The 21,868-nt window shown below is 57.1% G+C and carries 19 protein-coding genes; 7 read left to right on the plus strand and 12 right to left on the minus strand.

Annotation, left to right across the window (positions count from 1 at the left end):
• Positions 1-59: 59 nt before the first annotated feature.
• The 3 genes from thrC to SIB64_RS01855 form a co-directional block, all read right to left on the minus strand.
• Positions 60-1,118, minus strand: coding sequence for a threonine synthase (gene thrC / locus SIB64_RS01845; RefSeq protein WP_413442823.1), 1,059 nt, complete (start codon positions 1,116-1,118; stop codon positions 60-62).
• Between the two features lie 82 nt (positions 1,119-1,200).
• Positions 1,201-1,788, minus strand: a complete 588-nt coding sequence (locus SIB64_RS01850) for an alpha/beta hydrolase (protein WP_413441642.1) — start codon at positions 1,786-1,788, stop codon at positions 1,201-1,203.
• 24 nt (positions 1,789-1,812) lie between these two features.
• Positions 1,813-3,672 carry an ABC1 kinase family protein gene (locus tag SIB64_RS01855; RefSeq protein WP_413441643.1) on the minus strand — a complete coding sequence of 620 codons (1,860 nt, stop codon included), beginning with the start codon at positions 3,670-3,672 and terminating at the stop codon, positions 1,813-1,815.
• Between the two features lie 78 nt (positions 3,673-3,750).
• Between SIB64_RS01855 and recN the strand changes: the two genes are divergently transcribed.
• The 4 genes from recN (at position 3,751) to SIB64_RS01875 (ending at position 12,276) form a co-directional block, all read left to right on the plus strand.
• On the plus strand, positions 3,751-5,433 hold the full coding sequence (recN, locus tag SIB64_RS01860) for a DNA repair protein RecN (protein WP_413441644.1): 1,683 nt from the start codon (positions 3,751-3,753) through the stop codon (positions 5,431-5,433).
• A 44-nt stretch (positions 5,434-5,477) separates the two neighbouring features.
• Entirely contained in the window at positions 5,478-8,450 is a 2,973-nt protein-coding gene (uvrA, locus tag SIB64_RS01865) for an excinuclease ABC subunit UvrA (protein WP_413441645.1), read from the plus strand.
• A complete protein-coding gene (locus tag SIB64_RS01870; protein WP_413441646.1) occupies positions 8,450-9,949 on the plus strand; it encodes an alpha/beta hydrolase family protein in 1,500 nt (499 codons plus the stop codon). Before uvrA ends, SIB64_RS01870 begins: the two co-directional genes overlap by 1 nt.
• Before the next feature lie 200 nt (positions 9,950-10,149).
• Positions 10,150-12,276 carry an HAD family hydrolase gene (locus SIB64_RS01875; protein ID WP_413441647.1) on the plus strand — a complete coding sequence of 709 codons (2,127 nt, stop codon included), beginning with the start codon at positions 10,150-10,152 and terminating at the stop codon, positions 12,274-12,276.
• A 220-nt stretch (positions 12,277-12,496) separates the two neighbouring features.
• Here SIB64_RS01875 and purT read toward each other — a convergent pair whose 3' ends face one another.
• From purT to SIB64_RS01900, 5 genes are all read right to left on the minus strand, one after another.
• Entirely contained in the window at positions 12,497-13,663 is a 1,167-nt protein-coding gene (gene purT / locus SIB64_RS01880; protein ID WP_413441648.1) for a formate-dependent phosphoribosylglycinamide formyltransferase, read from the minus strand.
• A gap of 7 nt (positions 13,664-13,670) precedes the next feature.
• Positions 13,671-13,826, minus strand: a complete 156-nt coding sequence (locus SIB64_RS01885) for a hypothetical protein (protein WP_413441649.1) — start codon at positions 13,824-13,826, stop codon at positions 13,671-13,673.
• Between the two features lie 304 nt (positions 13,827-14,130).
• Positions 14,131-14,391 carry a hypothetical protein gene (locus SIB64_RS01890; protein WP_413441650.1) on the minus strand — a complete coding sequence of 87 codons (261 nt, stop codon included), beginning with the start codon at positions 14,389-14,391 and terminating at the stop codon, positions 14,131-14,133.
• A gap of 197 nt (positions 14,392-14,588) precedes the next feature.
• The gene (gene mraY, locus SIB64_RS01895; RefSeq protein ID WP_413441651.1) at positions 14,589-15,710 is read right to left on the minus strand and encodes a phospho-N-acetylmuramoyl-pentapeptide-transferase; all 1,122 of its coding nucleotides are present in this window, start codon (positions 15,708-15,710) and stop codon (positions 14,589-14,591) included.
• An 84-nt stretch (positions 15,711-15,794) separates the two neighbouring features.
• The gene (locus SIB64_RS01900) at positions 15,795-16,046 is read right to left on the minus strand and encodes a DUF3134 domain-containing protein (RefSeq protein ID WP_413441652.1); all 252 of its coding nucleotides are present in this window, start codon (positions 16,044-16,046) and stop codon (positions 15,795-15,797) included.
• A gap of 54 nt (positions 16,047-16,100) precedes the next feature.
• On the opposite strand from SIB64_RS01900, the gene SIB64_RS01905 reads away from it, so the two are divergent.
• Together SIB64_RS01905 and SIB64_RS01910 are read left to right on the plus strand one after the other, a co-directional pair.
• A complete protein-coding gene (locus SIB64_RS01905) occupies positions 16,101-16,313 on the plus strand; it encodes a hypothetical protein (RefSeq protein WP_413441653.1) in 213 nt (70 codons plus the stop codon).
• Positions 16,313-17,524 carry an argininosuccinate synthase gene (locus SIB64_RS01910; RefSeq protein ID WP_413441654.1) on the plus strand — a complete coding sequence of 404 codons (1,212 nt, stop codon included), beginning with the start codon at positions 16,313-16,315 and terminating at the stop codon, positions 17,522-17,524. The genes SIB64_RS01905 and SIB64_RS01910 overlap by 1 nt, the downstream gene beginning before the upstream one ends.
• On the opposite strand, the gene SIB64_RS01915 is transcribed toward SIB64_RS01910, so the two are convergent.
• The 4 genes from SIB64_RS01915 to SIB64_RS01930 all read right to left on the minus strand — a co-directional run bounded on the left by SIB64_RS01915 (position 17,516) and on the right by SIB64_RS01930 (position 19,748).
• Entirely contained in the window at positions 17,516-17,854 is a 339-nt protein-coding gene (locus SIB64_RS01915; protein ID WP_413441655.1) for a hypothetical protein, read from the minus strand. The genes SIB64_RS01910 and SIB64_RS01915 overlap by 9 nt on opposite strands.
• 41 nt (positions 17,855-17,895) lie before the next feature.
• Complete coding sequence (rpsF, locus tag SIB64_RS01920) at positions 17,896-18,285, minus strand: 30S ribosomal protein S6 (protein WP_413441656.1); 390 nt, start codon at positions 18,283-18,285, stop codon at positions 17,896-17,898.
• An 84-nt stretch (positions 18,286-18,369) separates the two neighbouring features.
• On the minus strand, positions 18,370-18,852 hold the full coding sequence (locus SIB64_RS01925) for a Tic20 family protein (RefSeq protein WP_413442824.1): 483 nt from the start codon (positions 18,850-18,852) through the stop codon (positions 18,370-18,372).
• Between the two features lie 26 nt (positions 18,853-18,878).
• Positions 18,879-19,748, minus strand: coding sequence for a shikimate dehydrogenase (locus SIB64_RS01930; protein ID WP_413441657.1), 870 nt, complete (start codon positions 19,746-19,748; stop codon positions 18,879-18,881).
• A 116-nt stretch (positions 19,749-19,864) separates the two neighbouring features.
• Between SIB64_RS01930 and dnaK the strand changes: the two genes are divergently transcribed.
• A complete protein-coding gene (gene dnaK, locus SIB64_RS01935; RefSeq protein ID WP_413441658.1) occupies positions 19,865-21,790 on the plus strand; it encodes a molecular chaperone DnaK in 1,926 nt (641 codons plus the stop codon).
• Positions 21,791-21,868 lie beyond the last annotated feature (78 nt).

Here is a 21,868-nt window from a genome sequence, read left to right on the forward strand (position 1 = left end):
CCCACTTTGCGGTGGCATGGTTCTTTCAAGTGGATGGTGTCAGGTGATTGTGCGTGGGATCAGAAACCCATCACACCCGCCACCGTGGCCAGATTGGGGTCGAGATCCGTATGGAATGCGGCATCGTTGTTGCTGATTGCGCAATCGGGATCCTTCAAGCCATTCCCTGTGAGAACGCACACGACGGTGGCGTTGGCAGGAACCTCGTCTTTGCGCTTCAGGAGTCCGGCGACCGAGGCAGCACTGGCTGGTTCGCAGAAGATCCCTTCCTGACCACCGAGCAATTTGTAGGCCTCGATGATCTCAGCGTCGGTGACATCCAGAAAGGCTCCATTGCTCGCTTTCCGGGCAGCGATCGCTTTGGCCCTGTTCACCGGGTTGCCGATGCGGATCGCGGTGGCAATCGTCTCTGGATCGGTGACTGTGGTGTCGTTCACCAGTGGTGCTGATCCACTGGCCTGGAAGCCCATCATGCGGGGCAAGGTGCGGCTGTGTCCGGCCTGCTGGTACTCCTGAAAACCCATCCAGTAGGCCGTGATGTTGCCGGCATTACCCATCGGAATACAGAGCCAGTCAGGAGCATCCCCAAGGGCATCAACGATTTCAAAAGCCGCTGTTTTCTGACCTTGCAGTCGAAAGGGATTGACAGAGTTGACGAGGGTGACGGGATATTTATCAGCTGCCTCTCGCACGATGTCCAGGGCCCGGTCGAAGTTTCCACGGATCGCCAGCACTTCCGCCCCATAGACAAGCGCTTGAGCGAGTTTGCCCTGAGCGACATATCCATCAGGGATCAGAACGAAGGCACGCATGCCTCCCCTGCGTGCGTAGGCCGCGGCCGCCGCGCTGGTGTTGCCGGTGCTGGCACAGATCACCGCTTCACAACCGGCTTCCTTCGCCTTGCTGATCGCCATCGTCATGCCGCGGTCTTTGAAGGACCCTGTCGGATTAAGACCGTCGTATTTGACGAACACCTTGACGCCGTTGCCGATGCGTTCGGCGACGGCAGGCACCGGGATCAGAGGCGTCGCTCCTTCACGAAGGGTGATGATTGGAGTGGCTGCTGTGACTGGAAGCCAGGCTCTATAGGCCTCGATGAGTCCAGGCCAGTCCTGCATCACAGGGGTGGCTGCGAAGCGCCGACGAAGGTTCTGGAACACGGACTCCAGCTGGACAGAGGGACGAGCCGGAATCTAGGCGTCAGGGCTGTGACTCATTCTTGAGGCCGTCCAACGGGGAATCCGAGAAGAATTTCACCAGTCCGGCGATCGACTCTGCTTTTTCGATCACTGAAAACAAAGCCGGAAGATTCACGGCCATCACCTGGTTCGGATACGCCTTCAGGAAGCTCACAGCCGTTAACCCTCCGTCTTCCAGTTGAAGACCATTCACTACCCCGGCGCGTAGGGCTGGAACGCTTGCGGATGCCTGGGGTGTGTAGATCGGATAGATGATTTTGGCGATTCTTTGAATGATCGCCTCACCGATCCGGGTGTTGACCAAGCGGCTCGTCAGCACCAAGGGAAGATTCAGCTTTTGATTGAGCAGCTTTGAAACCTCCTCCGGATCCTGGCCGGAGAGGTCGAGCAGATTCTTGAGAAGGCCGATCGCTTCTCCAGATTCCGCTAGGTGTTCGATGTCTTTGACAGGAATTGAACGCCTGAAGGCACCACTGACGAGTGCAACATCCTTCGCCGCATGTACGGGGTTGGTGATGCCCTGAACTGCTATTGCACAACCGGCAGCCATGGCCAGACAGGAGTGGCGACAGCTGAAGCGGCTCGACATCGTGACATCCAAGGTGGCCGGAATCTAGGGGCTTACCCCAGCGGCCACCTTCACCAAACGGACAACTCCGCGTTCGGCCAAACCCTGCGCCACTTGCAGACCCATGCGTCGTGTGTCCGGTTCGCGCATCACCCTTGGCATTCGTTTGAGCAGCAGATCAGGGGTGAAGCCTGGGAGCGATTGCAGAACTTGAATCAGTTCCCGCACCGGTTCCAGTTGCAGCAGTGGATCTGAGAAACCCAATGATGAATTGGCGATGGCGGACGGTTGCAGCCGTCTTGGAAGACGCCTGCCGAGACGTTGCATCGTTGACCAGCCAAAAGCATCGAGGCGATCAACCGTGGCGTCGACCAGTTGATCCCTCAGCAGACCCGCTTTGGGTGAAAACAGAAAATCCAACAGTTGATCGAGAAGAGTCTCGAGGTCCAACTGGGTCTGACTTGCGGCACTCGACACCAGATTTTCCAGACGTGTCCAGCGGAAGGCGTCACCGTCGAACAACATCTCCTTGAGGCTCTGGCGCAGTTGCGGATCCGGGTCTTCCATCAGCCTCCTGGCGAAATAGGGATAGGCCGCGCCGAGGATTTTGAATTTTGGATCCACACTCAAAGCAATGCCCTCGAGGGTGACCAGTGAGCGGATGATCAGGGCGTAATAGGGCGGTACTCGAAATGGAAATTTGTACATCACACCAGACATGTCGTCGGTCACGGCCTTGAAATCCATTCGGTTCACCCCTGCCTCCAGGGCCTGGCTAAACACTTTTTCGAAGGCTGGAACGATGGGATCGAGATTCACATCCTCAGCGAGAAACCCAAGCGTGACGAAATCCTTGGAGAGCTTTCCGAAGTTGCGGTTCACGAGATGGACCACCGCCTGAATTAATCCCGTGCGGGATTCGCGGCTCACCTCACTCATCATCCCGAAGTCGAGATAACAAAGTCGACCGTCCTTAAGGGCCAGGAGATTTCCAGGATGGGGGTCGGCATGAAAGAAGCCGTGTTCCAGTAACTGCTGCAGGCTGCAGTTCACGCCCACGTCCACCATGTCGTCGGGATCGATGCCGAGCTCACGAACCGCGTCGAGATTGGTAAGTTTCACGCCGTCGATCCACTCCATCGTCAATACCCTCCGGCTGGTGGCGGACCTGTAGATCGCAGGTACAGCGATCCGAGGATTGTGCCTGTGAAGCTTCTGAAACGTCTCGGCGTTGTCTGCTTCATTGAGGTAGTCCATCTCCTCGAACACCCGTTTGCCCAATTCGTCAATCAGGGCAACGAGATCACTGCGGATCAGGCCGATGTTGCTGTTCAGCCATGCGGCGATATTGCGCACGATGTAAAGGTCAAGGGTGATCTGTTCGCGCAGCCCGGGTCTCTGCACCTTCACGGCGACCTTTTGCCCATCCCTGAGAATGCCTTTGTGGACCTGTCCGAGCGAAGCCGCCGAGATCGGTTCCCGGTCGAGTTGTTCGTAGATCTCGTCCACGGATGCTCCGAGGTCCTCCTCGATGCAGGCCATGGCCAGTTCGCTTTCAAATCCAGGAAGCTGATCCTGAAGCTGGGCCAGCTCCTCTAACAACAATGGAGGGACGATGTCTGGTCGGGTGGAGAGGGCCTGTCCCGCCTTGATGAAAGCTGGTCCGAGATCCACCAGCAGTTCGGCACATTCACGTGCTCTGTCGCGAGCCCGCTGTTCATCCTTGAGCAATCTGAAGATCCAGTCGAATCCGATTCCCAGTAGCAGCAGTCCAATGGGTATAAGCGTCTGCCAGATACGGCGGATCAGACGCTGGGGATGGCCGGCGTAAATGCGAGTGATGGCAGCGGGGTCGTACTCGAGCAGCCCGGCGGCTTCAATGAAATCGCCGAGATCCGCCACCATCGATCATGAGTTTTAAACGACCCCCCTTCTAAACGAATCGAACCACCGCTACGGTCAAGGCGATCACCGGTTCATGCAGTGCTCATCGGTCTGCAGCTGCAGAACATCGCGCTGATCGACAGCCTTGAGCTGAATTTCGATACTGGCTTCACGGTCCTGACGGGCGAGACCGGGGCTGGGAAGTCGATCCTTCTCGATGCACTCGATGCCCTACTCGGCGGAGCTCAGGGGGCGTCGGGCGTGCGGCTGCTTCGCAACGGCTGTGATCGGGCTCGCATCGAAGCGAGCTTCGTGATGAACGCAGGCATCCAGAACTGGATGGAGCAGGCCGGTCTGGAAGCGGAGGACGACGACCTGCTTCTGACTCGGGAATGGCGCAGACAGGACGATCGCTACAGCAGTCGCTCCAGGTTGAACGGAGTGGCTGTCAATCGTCAGCAACTGGTGGATCTGCGACCCCTGTTGATCGACCTCACGATGCAGGGTCAGACCCTGCAACTTTCACGACCAGGCCAGCAGCGGCGCTGGCTGGATCGCCTCGGTGGGGAGGAACTTTTTGTTGAGCTTCAGGCAGTTCGCTCCTGTTGGCGTGTCTGGCGTGAGGCTGTCACAGCTCTGCAGTTGCATCAGGAGGAGGTCACACGTCTCGAACAGCAGCGGCAGGAGTTGCAAGAGCTGCTCGACAGCCTGGAATTGGGGGGTCTCGATGACCCCGCCGAGGAGCAACGGCTTGAGCAGGAGCAGGACCGTTTGGTTCACGGTGTGCGGCTTCAGGAAGGGTTGATGGCGGTCTTTGGTCGGCTCCGGGACGGAGCTGAACAGGCTCCCTCTCTGCAGGAGCACTTCGGCGCAGCGATCCATGAGCTGCAGAGCATGGCGCTACTCGATGGATCGCTTCAATCGCTTCGCGATCAAGCGCTCGACCTGGAGGCCGGTGTGGATGATCTGCTTCGTTCTCTGGATCTGTACGGCTCAACACTGGAGAGTGATCCTGAGCGTCTGGATCGAATTCAGGAACGTTTAGCTGATCTCAAACGGTTGCAACGCCGGCATGGACTCGATCTGGTGGGGTTGATCCAGCGGCGTGATGCCTTGCGGAGCCAGCTTGGCGATGGTGCAGCCAATGCCGATCTCGCGGCGTTGCGTCGGACGGAATCTTTGGCGCGTCAGGCGCGTGATCAAGCCAACGACCGTTTGCATGACCTACGCCATCGGGCTGGCGACTGTCTGGAGTCATCCCTGACGAAGCTTCTGCGTCCAATGGGTCTGGACAATGTTCGTTTCCAGGTTCAGCTAACTCCGATCGACCCTTCGGAACAGGGGGGTGATCAGGTGAGCTTTCTGTTTTCAGCAAACCCCGGTCAGCCGCTGGCTCCCCTTGCGGATGTGGCCTCCGGTGGGGAGATGTCGCGATTTCTTCTTGCTTTGAAATCCACACTGGCGTCCGTTGATGGCTCCAGCACCTTGCTGTTCGATGAAATCGATGCGGGCGTCAGCGGGCGCGTCAGTGGTGCGATGGGGGCTCTTCTCCATTCCCTGGCGCGACATCGCCAGGTGTTCTGCGTCACGCATCAGCCGTTGGTCGCTGCGGCGGCCGATCACCACTATCGGGTCAGCAAGACCGTGTCCAACGGCGTTACCCATTCGCAGGTGTCCCACCTGCGGGACACTCGGCAACGGCAGCAGGAACTGGCTGAGTTAGCTGGTGGCGAGCAGGCCCAGGCCTATGCGGCCAGTCTTCTGGAGCAGAAATCGTCCTGAGATCAGCTGTTCTCCTTAAGATCTAATGCTTTCATTACGGCGTTATGGGGCGATCTGCAGCCGAAAACACGACTCGGCCCAGTCCCCTCAACCTTGCTCGTCGCAGTGAGGACGATGTGATTCGGGTGCGGGGAGCGCGTCAGCACAATCTCAAAGACGTTGACGTCACCATCCCCAGAAACAAATTGGTGGTGTTCACCGGGGTGAGCGGCAGCGGCAAGAGTTCCCTCGCCTTCGACACGATCTTTGCGGAGGGCCAACGCCGATACGTTGAAAGCCTGTCGGCCTATGCACGCCAGTTTCTTGGACAGGTTGATAAACCGGATGTGGATGCCATTGAAGGGCTTTCACCGGCGATTTCGATCGATCAAAAATCGACCAGTCACAACCCCCGCTCCACGGTTGGGACCGTCACGGAGATCCAGGACTATCTACGCCTTCTGTTCGGCCGCGCCGGTGAGCCCCATTGCCCCAAGTGCGGGCGCTCGATACGACCGCAAAGCATCGACGAAATGGTCGATCAGATCCTGCTCCTGCAGGAGGGAACCCGATACCAGCTGCTGGCACCGGTCGTACGCGGCAAGAAGGGAACACACACCAAGTTGATCAGTGGCTTGGCCGCTGAGGGGTTCGCCCGGGTGCGGATCAATGGCGAAGTGCGCGAGTTAGCGGACAACATCGAACTCGACAAGAACCACAGCCACAACATTGAAGTGGTGGTGGACCGGCTTGTGTCCCGCGAGGGAATCCAGGAGCGCCTGACTGATTCGCTGCGCACCGCTCTGAAACGTGGCGATGGTTTGGCGCTTGTGGAGGTGGTTCCCAAAAAGGGTGAGGAGCTCCCCGAGGGTGTGGATCGTGAGCGTCTTTACTCCGAGAACTTCGCCTGTCCGGTGCATGGCGCCGTCATCGAGGAACTCTCGCCGCGTCTTTTCTCCTTCAACAGTCCTTATGGCGCCTGTGAGGCCTGCCATGGCATCGGACATCTGCGCAAATTCACGGTTGACCGGGTGATCCCCGATCCGTCTCAACCTGTTTATGCCGCAGTCGCACCGTGGGCGGAGAAAGACAACAGCTATTACTTCTCCCTCCTGTATTCCGTGGGAGAGGCGTTCGGGTTCGAGATCAAGACTCCCTGGAATGAACTCACCGATGAGCAGAGAGATGTGTTGCTCAATGGCAGCCGTGAGCCGATCCTGATTCAGGCAGACAGTCGATACCGAAAGGGCAAAGGCAGCTATACCCGTCCCTTCGAGGGGATTCTGCCGATTCTGGAACGGCAATTGCGGGATGCCAGTGGTGAATCCCAGCGCCAGAAATTGGAGAAATACCTTGAGCTTGTTCCCTGCGCAGCCTGCGGCGGGCAGAGGCTCCGTCCGGAAGCTCTGGCAGTGAAGGTCGGCCCTTTCCATATTCCCGAGCTCACGGCTGTCAGCGTCGGTCAAACGCTTGAGCGGATTGAACAGTTGATGGGCGTTGGGGCCTACGAAGCAGACAAGCCTCTTCTGAACGACCGTCAGATTCAGATCGGAGATCTGGTGCTTCGGGAGATCCGGTTGCGCCTGAAATTCCTACTGGATGTGGGCCTCGATTACCTCAGCCTCGATCGCCCGGCCATGACGCTCTCCGGAGGAGAAGCGCAGCGGATCCGACTGGCGACGCAGATCGGTGCCGGCCTCACAGGCGTGCTGTACGTGCTGGATGAACCCAGCATTGGCCTGCATCAGCGGGACAACGATCGCCTTTTAAACACCCTGGTCCGGCTCCGGGACTTGGGCAACACGCTGGTGGTGGTGGAGCACGATGAGGACACGATCCGTGCCGCTGACCATGTCGTGGACATCGGTCCTGGAGCTGGAGTCCATGGTGGTCACATCGTGGCGGAGGGGTCTTTTGATGATCTGGTTGCCAGCAGTGAATCGATCACCGGTGCCTACCTCAGTCGCCGTCGTTCCATTCCGACTCCATTGGAACGACGGGACAGTGGTACGAGGTCGCTCAAACTGATCGACTGCAATCGCAACAACCTCAAGAACATCAGCATCGAGTTCCCCTTGGGAAGGCTGGTTTCCGTCACCGGTGTGAGCGGCAGCGGCAAGAGCACCTTGGTGAATGAGTTGCTGCATCCGGCCCTTGAGAACGGCCTTGGTTTGAAAGTTCCCTTTCCCAATGGCCTTGGCGAATTGAGGGGACTCAAGTCGATCGACAAAGTGATCGTGATTGATCAGAGTCCGATCGGCAGGACGCCGCGATCAAACCCGGCCACCTACACCGGCGCCTTTGATCCCATCCGTCAGGTGTTTGCAGCCACCGTGGAAGCCAAGGCCCGCGGCTATCAAGTCGGTCAGTTCAGTTTCAACGTCAAGGGCGGTCGTTGTGAGTCCTGTCGAGGTCAGGGTGTGAACGTGATCGAAATGAACTTCCTGCCGGATGTCTATGTCCAGTGCGATGTCTGCAAGGGAGCGAGGTTCAACAGGGAGACCCTCCAGGTCAAATACAAGGGTCACACCATTGCTGATGTGCTTCAGATGACGGTTGAGCAGGCCGCTGAGGTGTTTGAGGCCATTCCCCAGGCGGCGGATCGCTTGCGGACGCTGGTGGATGTTGGCTTGGGATACGTGAAGTTGGGTCAGCCGGCCCCAACCCTCTCCGGTGGTGAAGCTCAGCGGGTCAAGCTCGCCACAGAACTGTCGCGGCGGGCCACTGGAAAGACGTTGTACCTCATCGATGAGCCGACAACGGGTCTCAGCTTTTACGACGTGCACAAGTTGATGGATGTGATGCAGCGCCTTGTGGACAAGGGCAACTCAATCATTTGTATTGAGCACAATCTGGACGTAATCCGTTGCAGTGATTGGATTATTGATCTTGGTCCTGAAGGGGGCGACCGCGGCGGCGACATTCTTGTGACAGGCACTCCTGAGGAGGTTGCCCAGCATCCGACCAGTCATACGGGACGGTATTTAAGGCGTGTTCTGGAGCAACATCCGCCCCAACTTCCGTCCATCGCCGCCTGATGCTTCGCTTCAGTCCGCGCCTGGCCGTCTTGGTGAGCAGCGTCGCGCTCAGTTTCAGCGCTGCTCCAGCGTCGTCGGTTGAGCGTCTCGTCTTGCGAATGCCGTTTCTCGAAACGAGCATCACCATCAACATCGACGATGATGCTCAGGCCGCTGGGCAGATGATCCGCTCCAGCCCTGATCTCGCCGATCTTCAGAGTGCCAGCGGGGGGCAGTTGCTTGCTCTGCTCGAGAAGGTTTTTCTCGCTCCTCTTCCGATTGAGACCAAGGCCTTTCTCGAAGGATCCACCGGTCAGCCCCTTCTGGAGCAGGCTCTGTTGGCAGCAGCGTCCCTTGTCGAACTCGAGGGTGTGGAGCTCGATTCCAGTGGACGGATGCTGACGGATGCGTTGATCCGGGCCGATCGGAACGGGCAGGCCAACGTGCTTGGTTTTCTGCGTGAAATGCCTGGGGAACAGGCCACGGTTGACCTGTCCAGGGTCTTCAGTGTCATGAACCGCTTGATCGCCAATCAGATCGAAGGGATTGCACTGGCTAAATCCACACAGGCGGCCTCGGTCACCCCTGCTCTGCAGGCACCGCTGCAACCGTCCTGGACCCGTTCAGAGCTTCGAATTGACGTTGACCATCGTTCCGCACAACTGCGATTGCTTGTTCTGCAGCCCAAAGCCGCTCGCAACGGACGTTTGGCGGTGATTTCCCATGGTCTATGGGACGATCCGGAATCCTTTGAAGGTTGGGGAGAAGTTCTTGTTTCAGCGGGGTACACGGTCTTCATGCCGGACCATCCCGGTAGTGATTTCAACCAGCAGCAATCGATGCTCGCAGGCGATCAGCCGCCTCCGGGTCCGGAAGAACTGCGCCTTCGGCCGTTGGATGTGACCGCCCTGTTGGATGCGATTGACCAGGGGCGCCTGCTGGCTGGTCAACCGTTGAATACGGAATCCGTCGCTGTCATTGGTCATTCATGGGGCGGGACGACATCCCTGCAATTGGCGGGTGCCGTTCCCACGGATCAGAAGCTCAGGGCCCGGTGCGCTGATCAGAACCATTCGGAACGGAACATCAGCTGGGTTTTGCAATGCAGCTGGTTGTCAGGAATTCATCAGGCCGGTCTTTCCGATTCTCGAGTCGGAGCTGTGGTCGCTGTCAGTCCCCCGGTGCGATTGCTGTTTGATCCAGTCAGTTCCCGGAGTCTTCAAGCGAAGGTTCTGTTGGTGAGTGGCACTCGCGATTGGGTGGTGCCGTCTGGGCCTGAGGCTGTTGTTCCAATGCGTTCTTCTGGTGCTTTACAGGCCGGTCATCGCTTGGTGCTGGCGGAAGGAGCGGATCATTTCAGCTTGCGCAGTTTTCGCAATGAAGCCCGTCCTGCAGCTGTCGGACCACTCCTCCTCGCTTGGCTCAATGAACAACTTGATATCTCAGGTGCTGTGACCTTCACTGGCGGTGGATGGGGAGATGAAACTGTGCGACTGGTGGACGTCAGTAACAAGCTTTGAAAAGTTGTGATCTTTCTTGATTAATTGTTGTTGTGATTGAGGTCTGATTGAGTGCAGAAATCAAAGCGTGAAAGCTATTTCAGCGATCGAATGATGATTGATTTTTAATTCATAAGGTTTTTTTTACTTTTAAGCTCTGTTTTCGCATCTAAACAACTTCAACACCCAGCAAAGGGTGGTTGTTTTGGGAGGCTCAAAGGATGGGATTTCGGGTGTTGCACCTGCATCTGCATGGTCTCTTCCGATCCCATGACCTCGAACTTGGGCGGGACGCGGATACGGGTGGTCAGACGCTGTACGTGCTGGATCTGGTTCGCTCTCTGGCAATCCGGCCGGAGGTGGAACGCGTTGATGTGGTCACACGTCTGATTCAAGACCGCCGCGTATCCCTCGATTACGCCCGCAGTCGGGAATCCATTGCTCCAGGTGCACGAATTCTTCGTTTTCCGTTTGGTCCCAAACGCTACCTGCGCAAGGAGTTGTTGTGGCCCCATCTTGAGGAGCTGGCTGATCTACTGGTGCACCATCTCAACCAGCCTGGTGAGATGGTCGATTGGATTCATGCGCACTATGCCGATGCCGGGCTGGTCGGTGCTCTTGTTAGCCGTCGTCTTGGCATACCGCTTGTCTTCACGGGTCATTCGCTCGGTCGTGAGAAGCAGCGCCGACTTTTGGCAGCCGGTGGTGATCGTCAACAGATTGAACAGACTTATTCCATCAGCCGTCGCATTGAGGCGGAGGAGCGTTCCCTAGCTCAGGCTGATCTGGTGATCACCAGCACCCGCCAGGAGGCGGAGGACCAGTACGCCCGCTACGGGCATTTTGATGCTGATTGCGCGGAGGTTGTTCCACCAGGTGTTGATGCCTCACGTTTTCATCCCATGGGTTCAGCCCAGGAGCGAACCGATGTGCAATCCATGCTCGGTTCGTTCCTGAGACATCCGGATCGGGCCCCATTGCTTGCGATTTCAAGGGCGGTGCGTCGCAAAAATATTCCGGCTCTTGTGGAGGCGTTTGGATGCTCCAGGGTGCTGCGTCAACGCCACAATCTGGTTCTGGTTCTTGGATGTCGGGACGATCCGCGCCAGCTTGAACGGCAACAGCGTGATGTCATCCAACAGGTCTTCGATCTAGTCGATCGCTACAACCTGTATGGGTTGGTCGCGTACCCCAAGCAGCATCGTCGTGAGGAGATACCTGCTTTTTACAGGTGGGCTGCTCACCATCGCGGCCTGTTCGTGAATCCAGCACTCACCGAACCATTCGGACTCACGCTGTTGGAGGCTGCGGCCTGTGGACTGCCGATGGTGGCGACCGACGATGGAGGTCCGCGGGATATCCAGGCACGCTGTGACAACGGTTTGTTGGTGGATGTGACCGATCCCTCCGCTTTGCAGGAGACCTTGGAACGGGCCGGGGCCCATGATCAGCAATGGTTGCGCTGGAGTGAGAACGGTGTTGAGGCGATAAGCCGTCACTTCAGCTGGGATGCCCATGTGAATCGTTATCTGGCCCTGATGGAGCAGAGGTTGCGTTCCGCTGGGGGGTCCGTTGCGCCTCGTTCAGAACCTGAAGGCACCATTCCCGCCCGTCTGCTTCTGCTCGATCTGGACAGCAGCCTTGAGCTACCGGAAGGAGAGGCCCTGGCTGATTTGAGGGAGCGGCTCTGTGTTGATGGATTTGGAGATCGGCATGGGCTTGGCATCCTCACGGGTCGATCTATCCAGATGGCGCGTCAGCGGTATCGGGAGTTGCACCTTCCGGAGCCTCAGGTGTGGATCAGCCGAGCCGGCAGCGAGATTCATGTTGGTTCGGAGCTTCAGCCTGATTGGCAGTGGCAGCAGCGCATCGAAGCCGATTGGCAGCGTCAGCTGGTGGTGCAGGCCTTGGAAGATCTGCGTGATCACATCACGCTCCAGGACCCCCAACACCAGGGACCCTTCAAGGTCAGTTACCTGCTGCAGGAGCCGGGTCCAGAGATCCTGACCCTTGTTCGGCAGCGGTTACGTCGTGACGGCATCAAAGCCGAACCTCAGTTGCGGTGTCACTGGTTTCTCGATGTTCTGCCTCAGGGCGCTTCCCGCAGTGAAGCGATTCGCTTCCTGGCTCTGCGTTGGGGTCTGCAGTTGGAGCAGGTGCTGGTGATGGCCAGTCAACAGGGGGATGCTGAGCTCATGGGTGGTTTGCCTGCAACGGTCATACCCGCCGACCATGATCCCTGCTTGTTGCGTCAGCGTCAGCAGCAGAGGGTTTTTCTCTCCAATCGATCAAGTGTGGCGGCTGTTTTGGATGGCTTAAACCATTTTCGCTTTGTGGGTCAGCGTTGATCGCCAGCTTTATTTCAATTGATTGTTGAATAGATTCTCAACTTGATTGTTGTCTTGATTTTATTTGGTGTAGTTCGGTGATTCTTTGATATTCACAGACGCTTGATCAATTTATAGATGGTCTGCGAGCAAGGGGATGCAGTCGATGCATTTATTTTCAAAGGAGAATGGGCTGCGAAGATGGAATGTTTTCGTTGTGATCTCAGGTGTTGCGACTTGGTCACTTTGGTAAAACTTTGATGCGGGCAGCGGCACGATCGGCTTTGCCTCGCGCTTCTGAAAGATCACTGCCACAGGCCAATGCAACTCCCATTCGCCGTCCCGGCCGTGCCGTGGGTTTCCCAAACAACAGCACTTGTGTTTCTGCTTCGTTCAAGGCATCGCTAACACCTTCGTAGGTCACGTTGTCTAGCTGCCTGCTAGCAAGGATGACACGGCTTGCGGCTGGCTTGTTTGTGGTGATTTCAGGGATGGGTAAATCCAGAACAGCTCGCAGATGCAGCTCGAATTCGCTCATGTTCTGACTGATCAAGGTGACGAGACCTGTGTCATGGGGGCGGGGTGAGAGTTCCGAGAAGATCACCTCATCGCCGCAGAGAAAGAATTCAACCCCGAAAAGTCCGGCACCACCAAGGTTGTCGGTCACCGTTTTGGCCATTTCTTGCGCCTGCTTCAGCTGCCGTTCGCTGAGGTGGGCGGGCTGCCAGCTGCATTGGTAATCACCGCCGACCTGCTCATGGCCAATCGGTGCACAGAACAGGGTTTGGCCATTGCCTTGCCGGATGGTGAGCAGTGTGATCTCCAGATCGAATTTCAAAAATTCCTCCACGATCACCCGGTTGGATGTGCCTCGTGCTCCGTCGATGGCTGCGCACCAGGCCGCCTCAAGATCAGCAGCAGCGTGCACAACACTTTGTCCTTTTCCAGAGGAGCTCATCACCGGTTTCACGACAACCGGCCAGCCCAGCGGTTCGGCCACTTGTTTCAGTTCCTCTCCACTGGCGGCGTAAGCGAAGCGGGCTGTTCGTAGCTGGAGCTCGATTGAAGCGAGATCGCGGATCTGATCGCGGTTCATCGTCACCGCTGTGGCACGGGCGGTGGGAATCACCCGGATTCCCTCCTGTTCCAATTCCGCGAGGGCAGCGACCGCCAGCGCTTCGATTTCAGGAATCACCACATCGGGGCGATGTTTGCGCACCACTGCAAGCAGTTCTTCGGGATCGGTCATCGGAAAAACCTCCGATGCATCGGCCACCTGCATGGCGGGCGCGCCGGCGTATCGGTCGCAGGCGATGACGCGACACCCCAAGCGCTGAGCTGAGATGGCCACTTCCTTACCGAGTTCGCCGCTGCCCAGCAGCAGAACGGTGCGGGGAAAGTGGCTCATCTGTGGTTTAGTCCTGTGTCTTCATGTTGCTCCTTGCGTAGCCGATCAACCACACGGCGACGAAGGCCAGGGACGAGGCGGCGAAGTAAATCAGAACCCACTTGAGGATCCGATCCGGATTCGTTGCAGCGGCTGCCAGTTGTTGTTCGATCCAATGAAGCATCAACGGATTCCTTGGCTTGCTGCGATGTCCAGTTTAAGGATGACAACAATCTTCTGATTGGAAATCAGATCGTTCGCGCGAACGAAGACTTTCTTTTGAAACTAGATTTCTATTGTGCGCTGTTGGTGTGGTGTCAGGTAGGGTGGAAAGTTGATGGATTTGATTAGTTTTGATTTCAAATATTTTTTGATTCTGATGATCTGATCTTGAGGATGGGGTTAAGTCGATCTAGGCTAGATGTACGTCTCTTGTCTATTTAATTAAATGAAAGATTTTCATGGAGGAGTATTTTTATGGTTTCTTTTTAATCTTTGTTGTTGTCGTGTTGATCAGGGATGAGATTCAGTTGACGCACAGGAGATTCCTCGCTGATAAATCCCCAGGCCTGGAACGTTGCTGGATCTGGATGGGTGATGCGTTGTTCTTTTCCGTTTTTTTGCATGACGAAGCCCTCCTCAGCCATACGGCGCATCAGGCGTGCTGATTCCTCAAAACGTGACGCCATCGCTTCGAGGCTTGAGCAATCTGCCGTTAAACCAGATTCTCGCCATGTGAAGTAAGTCATTCGTTAACAATTGATTGAGGATACTGATATTTTCAGATTATTGTGCATGAGTGCGATGGTGCAAGCATTGTTATTTTAATCAAACTGTCTTTAATTATGTTTTAGTTTAGAAACTGCTTGATCTTTTTTGTAGCGGATCTAATGTATTGATTGCTGTATGTGCTGTTACGCAAAAACATCATTTGTTGATCATTTGTTTAGTTGATTGGTCTCAGAATTAAGCCGATCACAACAAGGGCCATGGTCACGAGCCAAAAGCATGGCACCACGCTGCTTTCGCTTGTCCCTCCTAACTCGAAATGGTGGTGCAATGGGGCCATCCGAAATACCCGTCGCCCCACACCATCAGGTCCTTTTGTGGCCTTGAACACCCACACCTGGATGATGACGGAGAGGGATTCGGCCAGAAACACGCCTCCCATCACAAGCAGCGCCCAGAGACTGTCTGAGATCAGGGCAACTCCCGTCAATGCTGCACCCATGGCCAGGGAGCCCGTATCTCCCATGAAGGCACGCGCTGGATTGCGGTTGTGCATCAGGAAACCCAGCCAGGCTCCAGCCATCGCCATGCAGAAACCGGCCAAGGCCGGATCACCGCTGTTGCCCCGTAGCAACAGTTGCAGGGCAAGCCCGGTAAACACAAGTGCTCCGCACCCACTGGCCAAACCATCCAGACCATCGGTGAGATTGGTGGCGTTGCTTTCGGCCAGAAACACAAACAAACCAAGAGGCCAGATCAGCGCCCCTAAGGGCAGCTCCCATCCGAAGGGAAGCGACACCAGTTCTGGAATCCAGCCTTGGGACGCAGCAACGGCCAAGAACAGCACAGCTGCCGCCGTTTGCAGCACTAACTTGCCGCGCGGTGTCAGACCGGTGTTTGTGTGCTTGGTCAAGCTGCGCCAATCGTCGAAGCCACCGATCAGCATGTAAGCCAGGCTGATTCCAGCCACACTGAGCAGACGCAGAGCGGCTTCACCTTCGCTGCTCACCAGGCTTCCGACCACGGCTCCAACGGGAACAACCAGCAGCCCTCCCATCGTGGGAGTCCCGGTTTTTTTCAGGTGGGCCTGTGGACCTTCTTCGCGGATCACTTGGCCCATTTTCAGGGCTCTTAACCCAGGGATCCCTGCAGCAGTTACCACCGCTGCAACTCCCGTTGCGATGAGTAGCGGCAGGCTCAACTGCGAATTCGGAATCCACTTGTCGGACGCAAAACTTGTTCCGACCACCAGCAGAATCAGCAGGGTCGAACTGAATGTTCCGTTGTCACACCAGGATGACCGTTTGCTTGTCGCAGCTGCACTGGCGGGATCGGTCACGTCTGACGGGCTGGACGCAGGGACCCTAGGTGAGCTCCCTGCGCCCGACATCCACAGGCCAATGGATTGACGACAGTCTCAGTCTCAGTCTTCCCACTCTTCTTGGTTCTGTTCGTCTGCGTTGTTGTAATCCTCTTTCTCTCCCATCAGTGCGGAGAGTTCTTCCTCTTCGACGGTGCTGACTTCAGGTGATCCCGAATCCTCGTCGGCCACCAGCCGTCCGCTTGTTTCCAGCCAGCTCAACAGATCTGGCTCTTCACGCAGGGGCAGCACTGGGGCAGGATCATTGCGCCCGTAGCGGGTTAAAGAAGGATTGACACTGTCGAGTGTGCTCATGCTCGGGGGCACAGTCCAATCCTCCATCATAGTTCAAAGCCTCCTTCAAAACCCTTGAATAAGGCACAACTGCTTGCGATCAGCTGGGGGGCGGCCGCGTTGTTCAGCTTCGGGCTGCACAGCTGGGGACGCTGGCATCCGGAACCCTTGCTGGCTCCGATGCCTGTGGTTCTGCTGCTGGTGTTCAGTCCTGCTTTGCTTCTGGGTGGCTGGTTGTTGAACCGTGAGAAGGGAGAATCAGTCGATTCAGATCAGGAGTGCCGTTGATGGGCCGCGCGAACAAGGTGGTGCTCGCCTATTCCGGTGGAGTGGACACGAGCGTCTGCATTCCGTATTTGAAGGAGGAGTGGGGTATTCAGGAGGTGATCACCTTTGCCGCGGATCTCGGTCAGGGTGATGAATTGGAGCCGATTCGTGCGAAGGCACTTGAGGCCGGGGCCAGTCAGTCTCTCGTGGGCGATCTGATTCAGCCGTTTATTGAGGAATTCGCGTTTCCCGCCATCCGGGCCAATGCTCTCTATGAGGGTCGTTATCCACTGTCGACTGCGCTGGCGCGTCCTCTAATTGCTCGACGATTGGTGGAGGTGGCTCGGGAGATCGGAGCCGATGCCGTCGCCCATGGCTGCACCGGCAAGGGCAACGATCAGGTGCGTTTTGATGTGGCCATTGCCGCTCTAGCGCCGGACCTCAAGGTGCTCACGCCAGCCCGGGAGTGGGGGATGAGTCGCGAGGAGACCATCGCCTATGGCGAACGTTGCGGCATTCCTGCTCCCGTCAGTAAGAAATCCCCGTATTCGATTGATCTAAACCTGCTGGGTCGCAGCATCGAGGCAGGTCCCCTGGAGGATCCAATGGTGGCTCCATCTGAGGAGGTGTTCGCCATGACGGTTTCCATTGATCAGGCCCCAGACCAGGCTGAAGAGATTGAAATTGGTTTTGAAGCTGGAAATCCAGTCACGATCAACGGCCAATCCCTGAGTCCGGTCGAGATGATCCGGGAGGCGAACCGCCTCGCTGGTCGCCATGGCATCGGTCGTCTCGACATGATCGAAAACCGCGTGGTTGGAATCAAATCCCGTGAGATCTACGAAACCCCGGGTTTGTTGTTGCTGATTCAGGCGCACCAGGAACTCGAGAGCCTCACGCTTGCGGCAGATGTGCTGCGGTCGAAGCGCCAGCTTGAAATGCAGTGGGCTGACCTCGTCTATCAGGGACTCTGGTTTGGCCCCCTCAAGGATGCTTTAGACGGGTTCATGGATCGGACTCAGGATCATGTCAACGGCGTTGTCCGTCTCCGCCTGCAGAAGGGAACGGCCGCTGTGATCGGTCGCGGTTCGACCAGCAGCAGCCTTTACGTGCCGGAGATGGCGTCGTATGGAAGCGAGGATCAGTTTGATCACCGCGCTGCAGAGGGATTCATCTACGTCTGGGGTTTACCGACCCGTTTGTGGTCCGCCTCTCAAAGGCGCTCAAGCTGAGTTGTCACGACGCCTGAGAAATGTTGGCACGCGGGGAATGGGAAACCGGATCACATGTCCCATCTCCCCACTCACCAGGGCAGGTTGTCCTGCGTTCTGATCGGAAGTCTGCTCAGCGAGTAGTCGATACCGCTCAAGAAGCGGTTCAAGTCGCTGCTGGAACTTGCGTTCAAAAAGCTCGGGTAGGTCAGCAAGCAGTGTTTCGTACGACTGGATCCTCTCTTCGAGTTCAGTGATCTTGTCACGCAGCGCTTGGACGTCCTGGACGTCAATATTTCGCGTGCTCCAGTCTGGTTCCGGCGCTCGATGTTTAGATTCAAAGAGGTCCATGGTTGGACGGTATCGCCCGACCATGGACTGCACAAGCGGGATCAGTCCGCCGATCCGGCAGGTTGACTGGTTGCAGCCTCTTGGGTTTGTGCTGCAGCTTGCTCGCTTCCAGGAATCACCCGGGGAGCTGGCAGAGGACCTTCCTGTTTCACAGTCAGATACCGGATCACGTCTTCACTGAGACGCATCGCTTTTTCAAGCACTTCCACGTGCTGGCCGTCACCGTTGTGGCTCAGCTGAACGTAGATGCCTTCTTTGTGCTTATCGATCGGATAGGCAAGCCGCCTCTTGCCGCGCATCTGGTTGTCCAGCACTTCGGCACCGGTTTCCACGAGCATGTCGCGGTATTTGGTGAGATGACTTTCAACTTCCTCTTCCGGAATATCCGGGCGGAGGATGTACATGGTTTCGTAATAGGGCTCGAGCGTCATGGGCTGGTCAACAGGATCGACAGGCTCACCTTGGTGAGCGACGGATCCAACACCTTATCTCCTGAGGGTTCTCAGCTTCGCTCTTCAGTAAAGCTGCATCCGCACGGCTTGACTGATGCCGGGCAGGTCAGGCTCACGTCCGCGTAGGCATTCCACCAGGGCAAACAGCACAATCGCCAGAACGGCCAGCAGCACTGTGCTGGCGAGGGTCCCGATCAGAAGCGTTCCACCTCCCAACGGCCTGAGCAGCATGCTGAAGGCAAAGCTCAGCAAAACGAGCACGATGTCTGTCAGGAGAGCCTGCAGGGTGTTGAACCGCAGGAAGTAGGGCACCTCGGGATTGCGGACAACCGCCAGGAACAGCACAAAGAACAGCAGCAGTGAGCCGAATCCAAATGGCACGATCTGCTGCAACAGCAGGATGGGCTGGGCCGGCAGGATCAGTAGTTGAAGAATTGGATAATCGATGAACAATCCGCCGGGCACCAAACCGAATTTGATTGCATCGCTCCAGGGCAGGAGGTAGACGAGCACACCAAGCAGCCTCTGCCAGACCGGGATTTCCAAAGGCATCTGGATCGACTGCATTGACGCTAAGGCTTTAAAGCCGTTTCAGCTGCCGAGCGCATAACGGAAACGGGGACATCGTCGCGGCCGCTCCATAACCTGAGCGAGGCCGCACCCTGTTGGACCAACATTTCAAGGCCATCGATGCAGGTGAGGTTTCGCTTGGCACCCCATGCCAACCATGGGGTTGGGCGTGGGATGTAGATCAGGTCGTAGAGGGTGGTTGATGCGGGAAGCAACGGCCAAATCGTTTGATTCAGAGGCATGGCACCCGCCTCACCATGCTGGGCCATGCCCACGGGCGTGGTGTTGACCACCAGATCCATCCCGCCGACTTTTCCTGCGAGCACGGCGTCATCGTCTAGGCATCCCTGCAAAGGTGCTTGGTCTGACGAGAGATCCCGCAAGAAAGGATCCAAGGTTTCGGATCGCCGTCCCACCACCGTGATTTCCTCAAGATTCAGGGTTTGAAGACCTGCGACAACCGCTCGAGCTGATCCACCACAGCCGAGCACCATGGCCCGGCGACCAGTCCATCGGTTTCGATCGCCGAGAGGAGCAAGAAATCCTTCCACATCGGTGTTGGTGCCTCGCCATCCGTCCGATTCCAGTGGAATCAAGGTATTCACGGCACCGAGGCGCTTCGCCAGCGGCGTCAATTCCCTGCAGAGGGCCGCGACGGATTGTTTGTGGGGGATGGTCACATTCAGGCCGCGACAGCCCACGGCGTGGAGTCCTGACAGAACATCAGCCAGAGCATTGCTCTCACAGGGGAGTGTGAGGTACGACCAGTTCATCGCCATCGCTTCGAGAGCGGCGTTCTGCATCGCTGGTGACAGCGAATGGCGGACCGGATTGCCGAGCAGGCCCAAGAGGACAGTGCTGCCGTTGATCATGGCGTCGCCGGATCGCCCGTCCAGCCTGCCTGTTCGGGAACCCCACCTCGCCGTTCCCCTGCTCTCCTGTGGAGGATGACGTCGTTCAGAGACGTTCCTTCAGGAGGTGGGCACAGATGGGCAAAGTTGTCGGTATTGACCTTGGCACCACGAACAGCTGCGTTTCCGTGATGGAGGGTGGCAAGCCCACCGTCATCGCCAACGCCGAGGGCTTCCGCACCACGCCCTCAGTGGTCGCTTACACAAAAAATCAGGACCAGCTTGTTGGTCAGATCGCCAAACGCCAGGCGGTCATGAACCCTGACAACACTTTTTATTCCGTCAAGCGTTTCATCGGACGTCGTGTTGACGAGGTGAACGAGGAATCGAAGGAAGTGAGTTACGGCGTTGAGAAGGCCGGCTCCAACGTCAAGGTGAAGTGTCCGGTTCTCGACAAGCAGTTCGCACCCGAGGAGGTGTCTGCGCAGGTACTCCGAAAGCTGGCGGAAGATGCCGGCAAGTACCTCGGCGAGACCGTCACCCAGGCGGTGATCACCGTTCCTGCTTATTTCAACGATTCCCAGCGCCAGGCCACCAAGGACGCCGGCAAGATTGCCGGCCTGGAGGTTCTGAGGATCATCAACGAGCCAACGGCTGCAGCTCTTGCCTACGGCCTCGATAAAAAGAGCAACGAGCGAATTCTGGTTTTCGACCTGGGTGGTGGCACGTTTGACGTCTCCGTTCTGGAAGTCGGTGACGGCGTATTTGAGGTGCTCTCAACCGCCGGTGACACCCACCTCGGCGGCGACGACTTCGACAAAGTGATCGTCGACCAACTGGCAGAGACTTTCAAGTCGAACGAAGGTATCGACCTGCGTCAGGACAAGCAGGCTCTGCAACGTCTGACCGAAGCTGCCGAGAAGGCCAAGGTTGAACTGTCCAATGCCACCCAGAGCGAGATCAACCTGCCGTTCATCACGGCAACCCCTGAGGGTCCCAAGCACCTGGACCTCACACTCACCCGGGCCAAGTTCGAGGAACTGGCCGCCAAGCTGATCGATCGCTGCGCCATGCCTGTGGAGCAGGCGCTTAAGGACGCCAAGCTCTCCTCGTCTGAGCTGGATGAAATCGTGATGGTGGGTGGTTCCACCCGCATCCCGGCCGTGCTGGAGCTGGTCAAGCGCATCACCGGCAAAGATCCCAACCAGACCGTCAATCCCGACGAAGTGGTTGCCGTTGGTGCCGCCATCCAGGGTGGTGTTCTTGCCGGTGAGGTGAAGGACATCCTGTTGTTGGATGTCACGCCTCTATCGCTGGGTGTTGAGACGCTTGGCGGAGTGATGACCAAGATGATTTCCAGGAACACCACAGTTCCGACCAAAAAGTCGGAGACCTACTCCACCGCAGTGGATGGCCAGACCAATGTGGAGATCCACGTGCTTCAGGGCGAGCGCGAAATGGCTTCCGATAACAAGAGTCTCGGAACCTTCCGGCTGGATGGCATTCCTCCGGCGCCGCGTGGTGTGCCTCAGATTGAAGTGACCTTCGATATCGATGCCAACGGCATTCTCAGTGTCACCGCCAAAGACAAGGGCAGTGGTAAGGAGCAGTCCATCTCAATCACCGGGGCCTCCACCCTGTCGGATACCGAAGTCGACAAAATGGTGAAGGATGCTGAAGCCAATGCAAGCGCCGACAAGGAGAAGCGTGAGCGCATCGACCTGAAGAATCAGGCCGAAACCCTCGTTTATCAAGCTGAAAAGCAGATGGGCGAGCTGGGCGATAAGGTGGATGCCGATGCGAAGGCAAAGCTTGAGGAGAAGCGTCTCAAGTTGAAGGAAGCCACTGAGAAAGAGGACTACGACGCGATGAAGACCCTCTTGGAAGAGCTCCAGCAGGAGCTTTACACCGTGGGTGCCTCCGTTTATCAGCAGGCCGGTGCTGAAGGTGCTGCGGCGCCTGGAGGCGATTCTGATGCGGGTGCGTCTTCTGCTGGTGCAAACGGAACGTCCGATGGATCAGCTGATGATGTGATCGACGCAGAATTCACCGAAACCAAGTGAGGTCTGGCGACTGAATTTCATGAACAAGGGGGGCCTAGGCCCCCCTTGTTTTGTTGATGGTTCTGGGTGATCCGAACG

Source organism: Synechococcus sp. MIT S1220, assembly GCF_047303025.1.
In the GTDB taxonomy this organism is placed as follows: domain Bacteria; phylum Cyanobacteriota; class Cyanobacteriia; order PCC-6307; family Cyanobiaceae; genus Parasynechococcus.

Coding starts and splice junctions, on each gene's coding strand:
- SIB64_RS01870 (WP_413441646.1), top strand. CDS start 8,450: ATGCTTCGCTTCAGTCCGCGCCTGGCCGTCTTGGTGAGCAGCGTCGCG.
- dnaK (WP_413441658.1), top strand. CDS start 19,865: ATGGGCAAAGTTGTCGGTATTGACCTTGGCACCACGAACAGCTGCGTT.
- thrC (WP_413442823.1), bottom strand. CDS start 1,118: ATGCAGGACTGGCCTGGACTCATCGAGGCCTATAGAGCCTGGCTTCCA.
- SIB64_RS01910 (WP_413441654.1), top strand. CDS start 16,313: ATGGGCCGCGCGAACAAGGTGGTGCTCGCCTATTCCGGTGGAGTGGAC.
- SIB64_RS01875 (WP_413441647.1), top strand. CDS start 10,150: ATGGGATTTCGGGTGTTGCACCTGCATCTGCATGGTCTCTTCCGATCC.
- SIB64_RS01855 (WP_413441643.1), bottom strand. CDS start 3,672: ATGGTGGCGGATCTCGGCGATTTCATTGAAGCCGCCGGGCTGCTCGAG.
- uvrA (WP_413441645.1), top strand. CDS start 5,478: ATGGGGCGATCTGCAGCCGAAAACACGACTCGGCCCAGTCCCCTCAAC.
- SIB64_RS01850 (WP_413441642.1), bottom strand. CDS start 1,788: ATGTCGAGCCGCTTCAGCTGTCGCCACTCCTGTCTGGCCATGGCTGCC.
- SIB64_RS01885 (WP_413441649.1), bottom strand. CDS start 13,826: ATGCTTCATTGGATCGAACAACAACTGGCAGCCGCTGCAACGAATCCG.
- rpsF (WP_413441656.1), bottom strand. CDS start 18,285: ATGACGCTCGAGCCCTATTACGAAACCATGTACATCCTCCGCCCGGAT.
- SIB64_RS01930 (WP_413441657.1), bottom strand. CDS start 19,748: ATGATCAACGGCAGCACTGTCCTCTTGGGCCTGCTCGGCAATCCGGTC.
- SIB64_RS01890 (WP_413441650.1), bottom strand. CDS start 14,391: ATGACTTACTTCACATGGCGAGAATCTGGTTTAACGGCAGATTGCTCA.
- SIB64_RS01915 (WP_413441655.1), bottom strand. CDS start 17,854: ATGGACCTCTTTGAATCTAAACATCGAGCGCCGGAACCAGACTGGAGC.
- SIB64_RS01900 (WP_413441652.1), bottom strand. CDS start 16,046: ATGAGCACACTCGACAGTGTCAATCCTTCTTTAACCCGCTACGGGCGC.
- purT (WP_413441648.1), bottom strand. CDS start 13,663: ATGAGCCACTTTCCCCGCACCGTTCTGCTGCTGGGCAGCGGCGAACTC.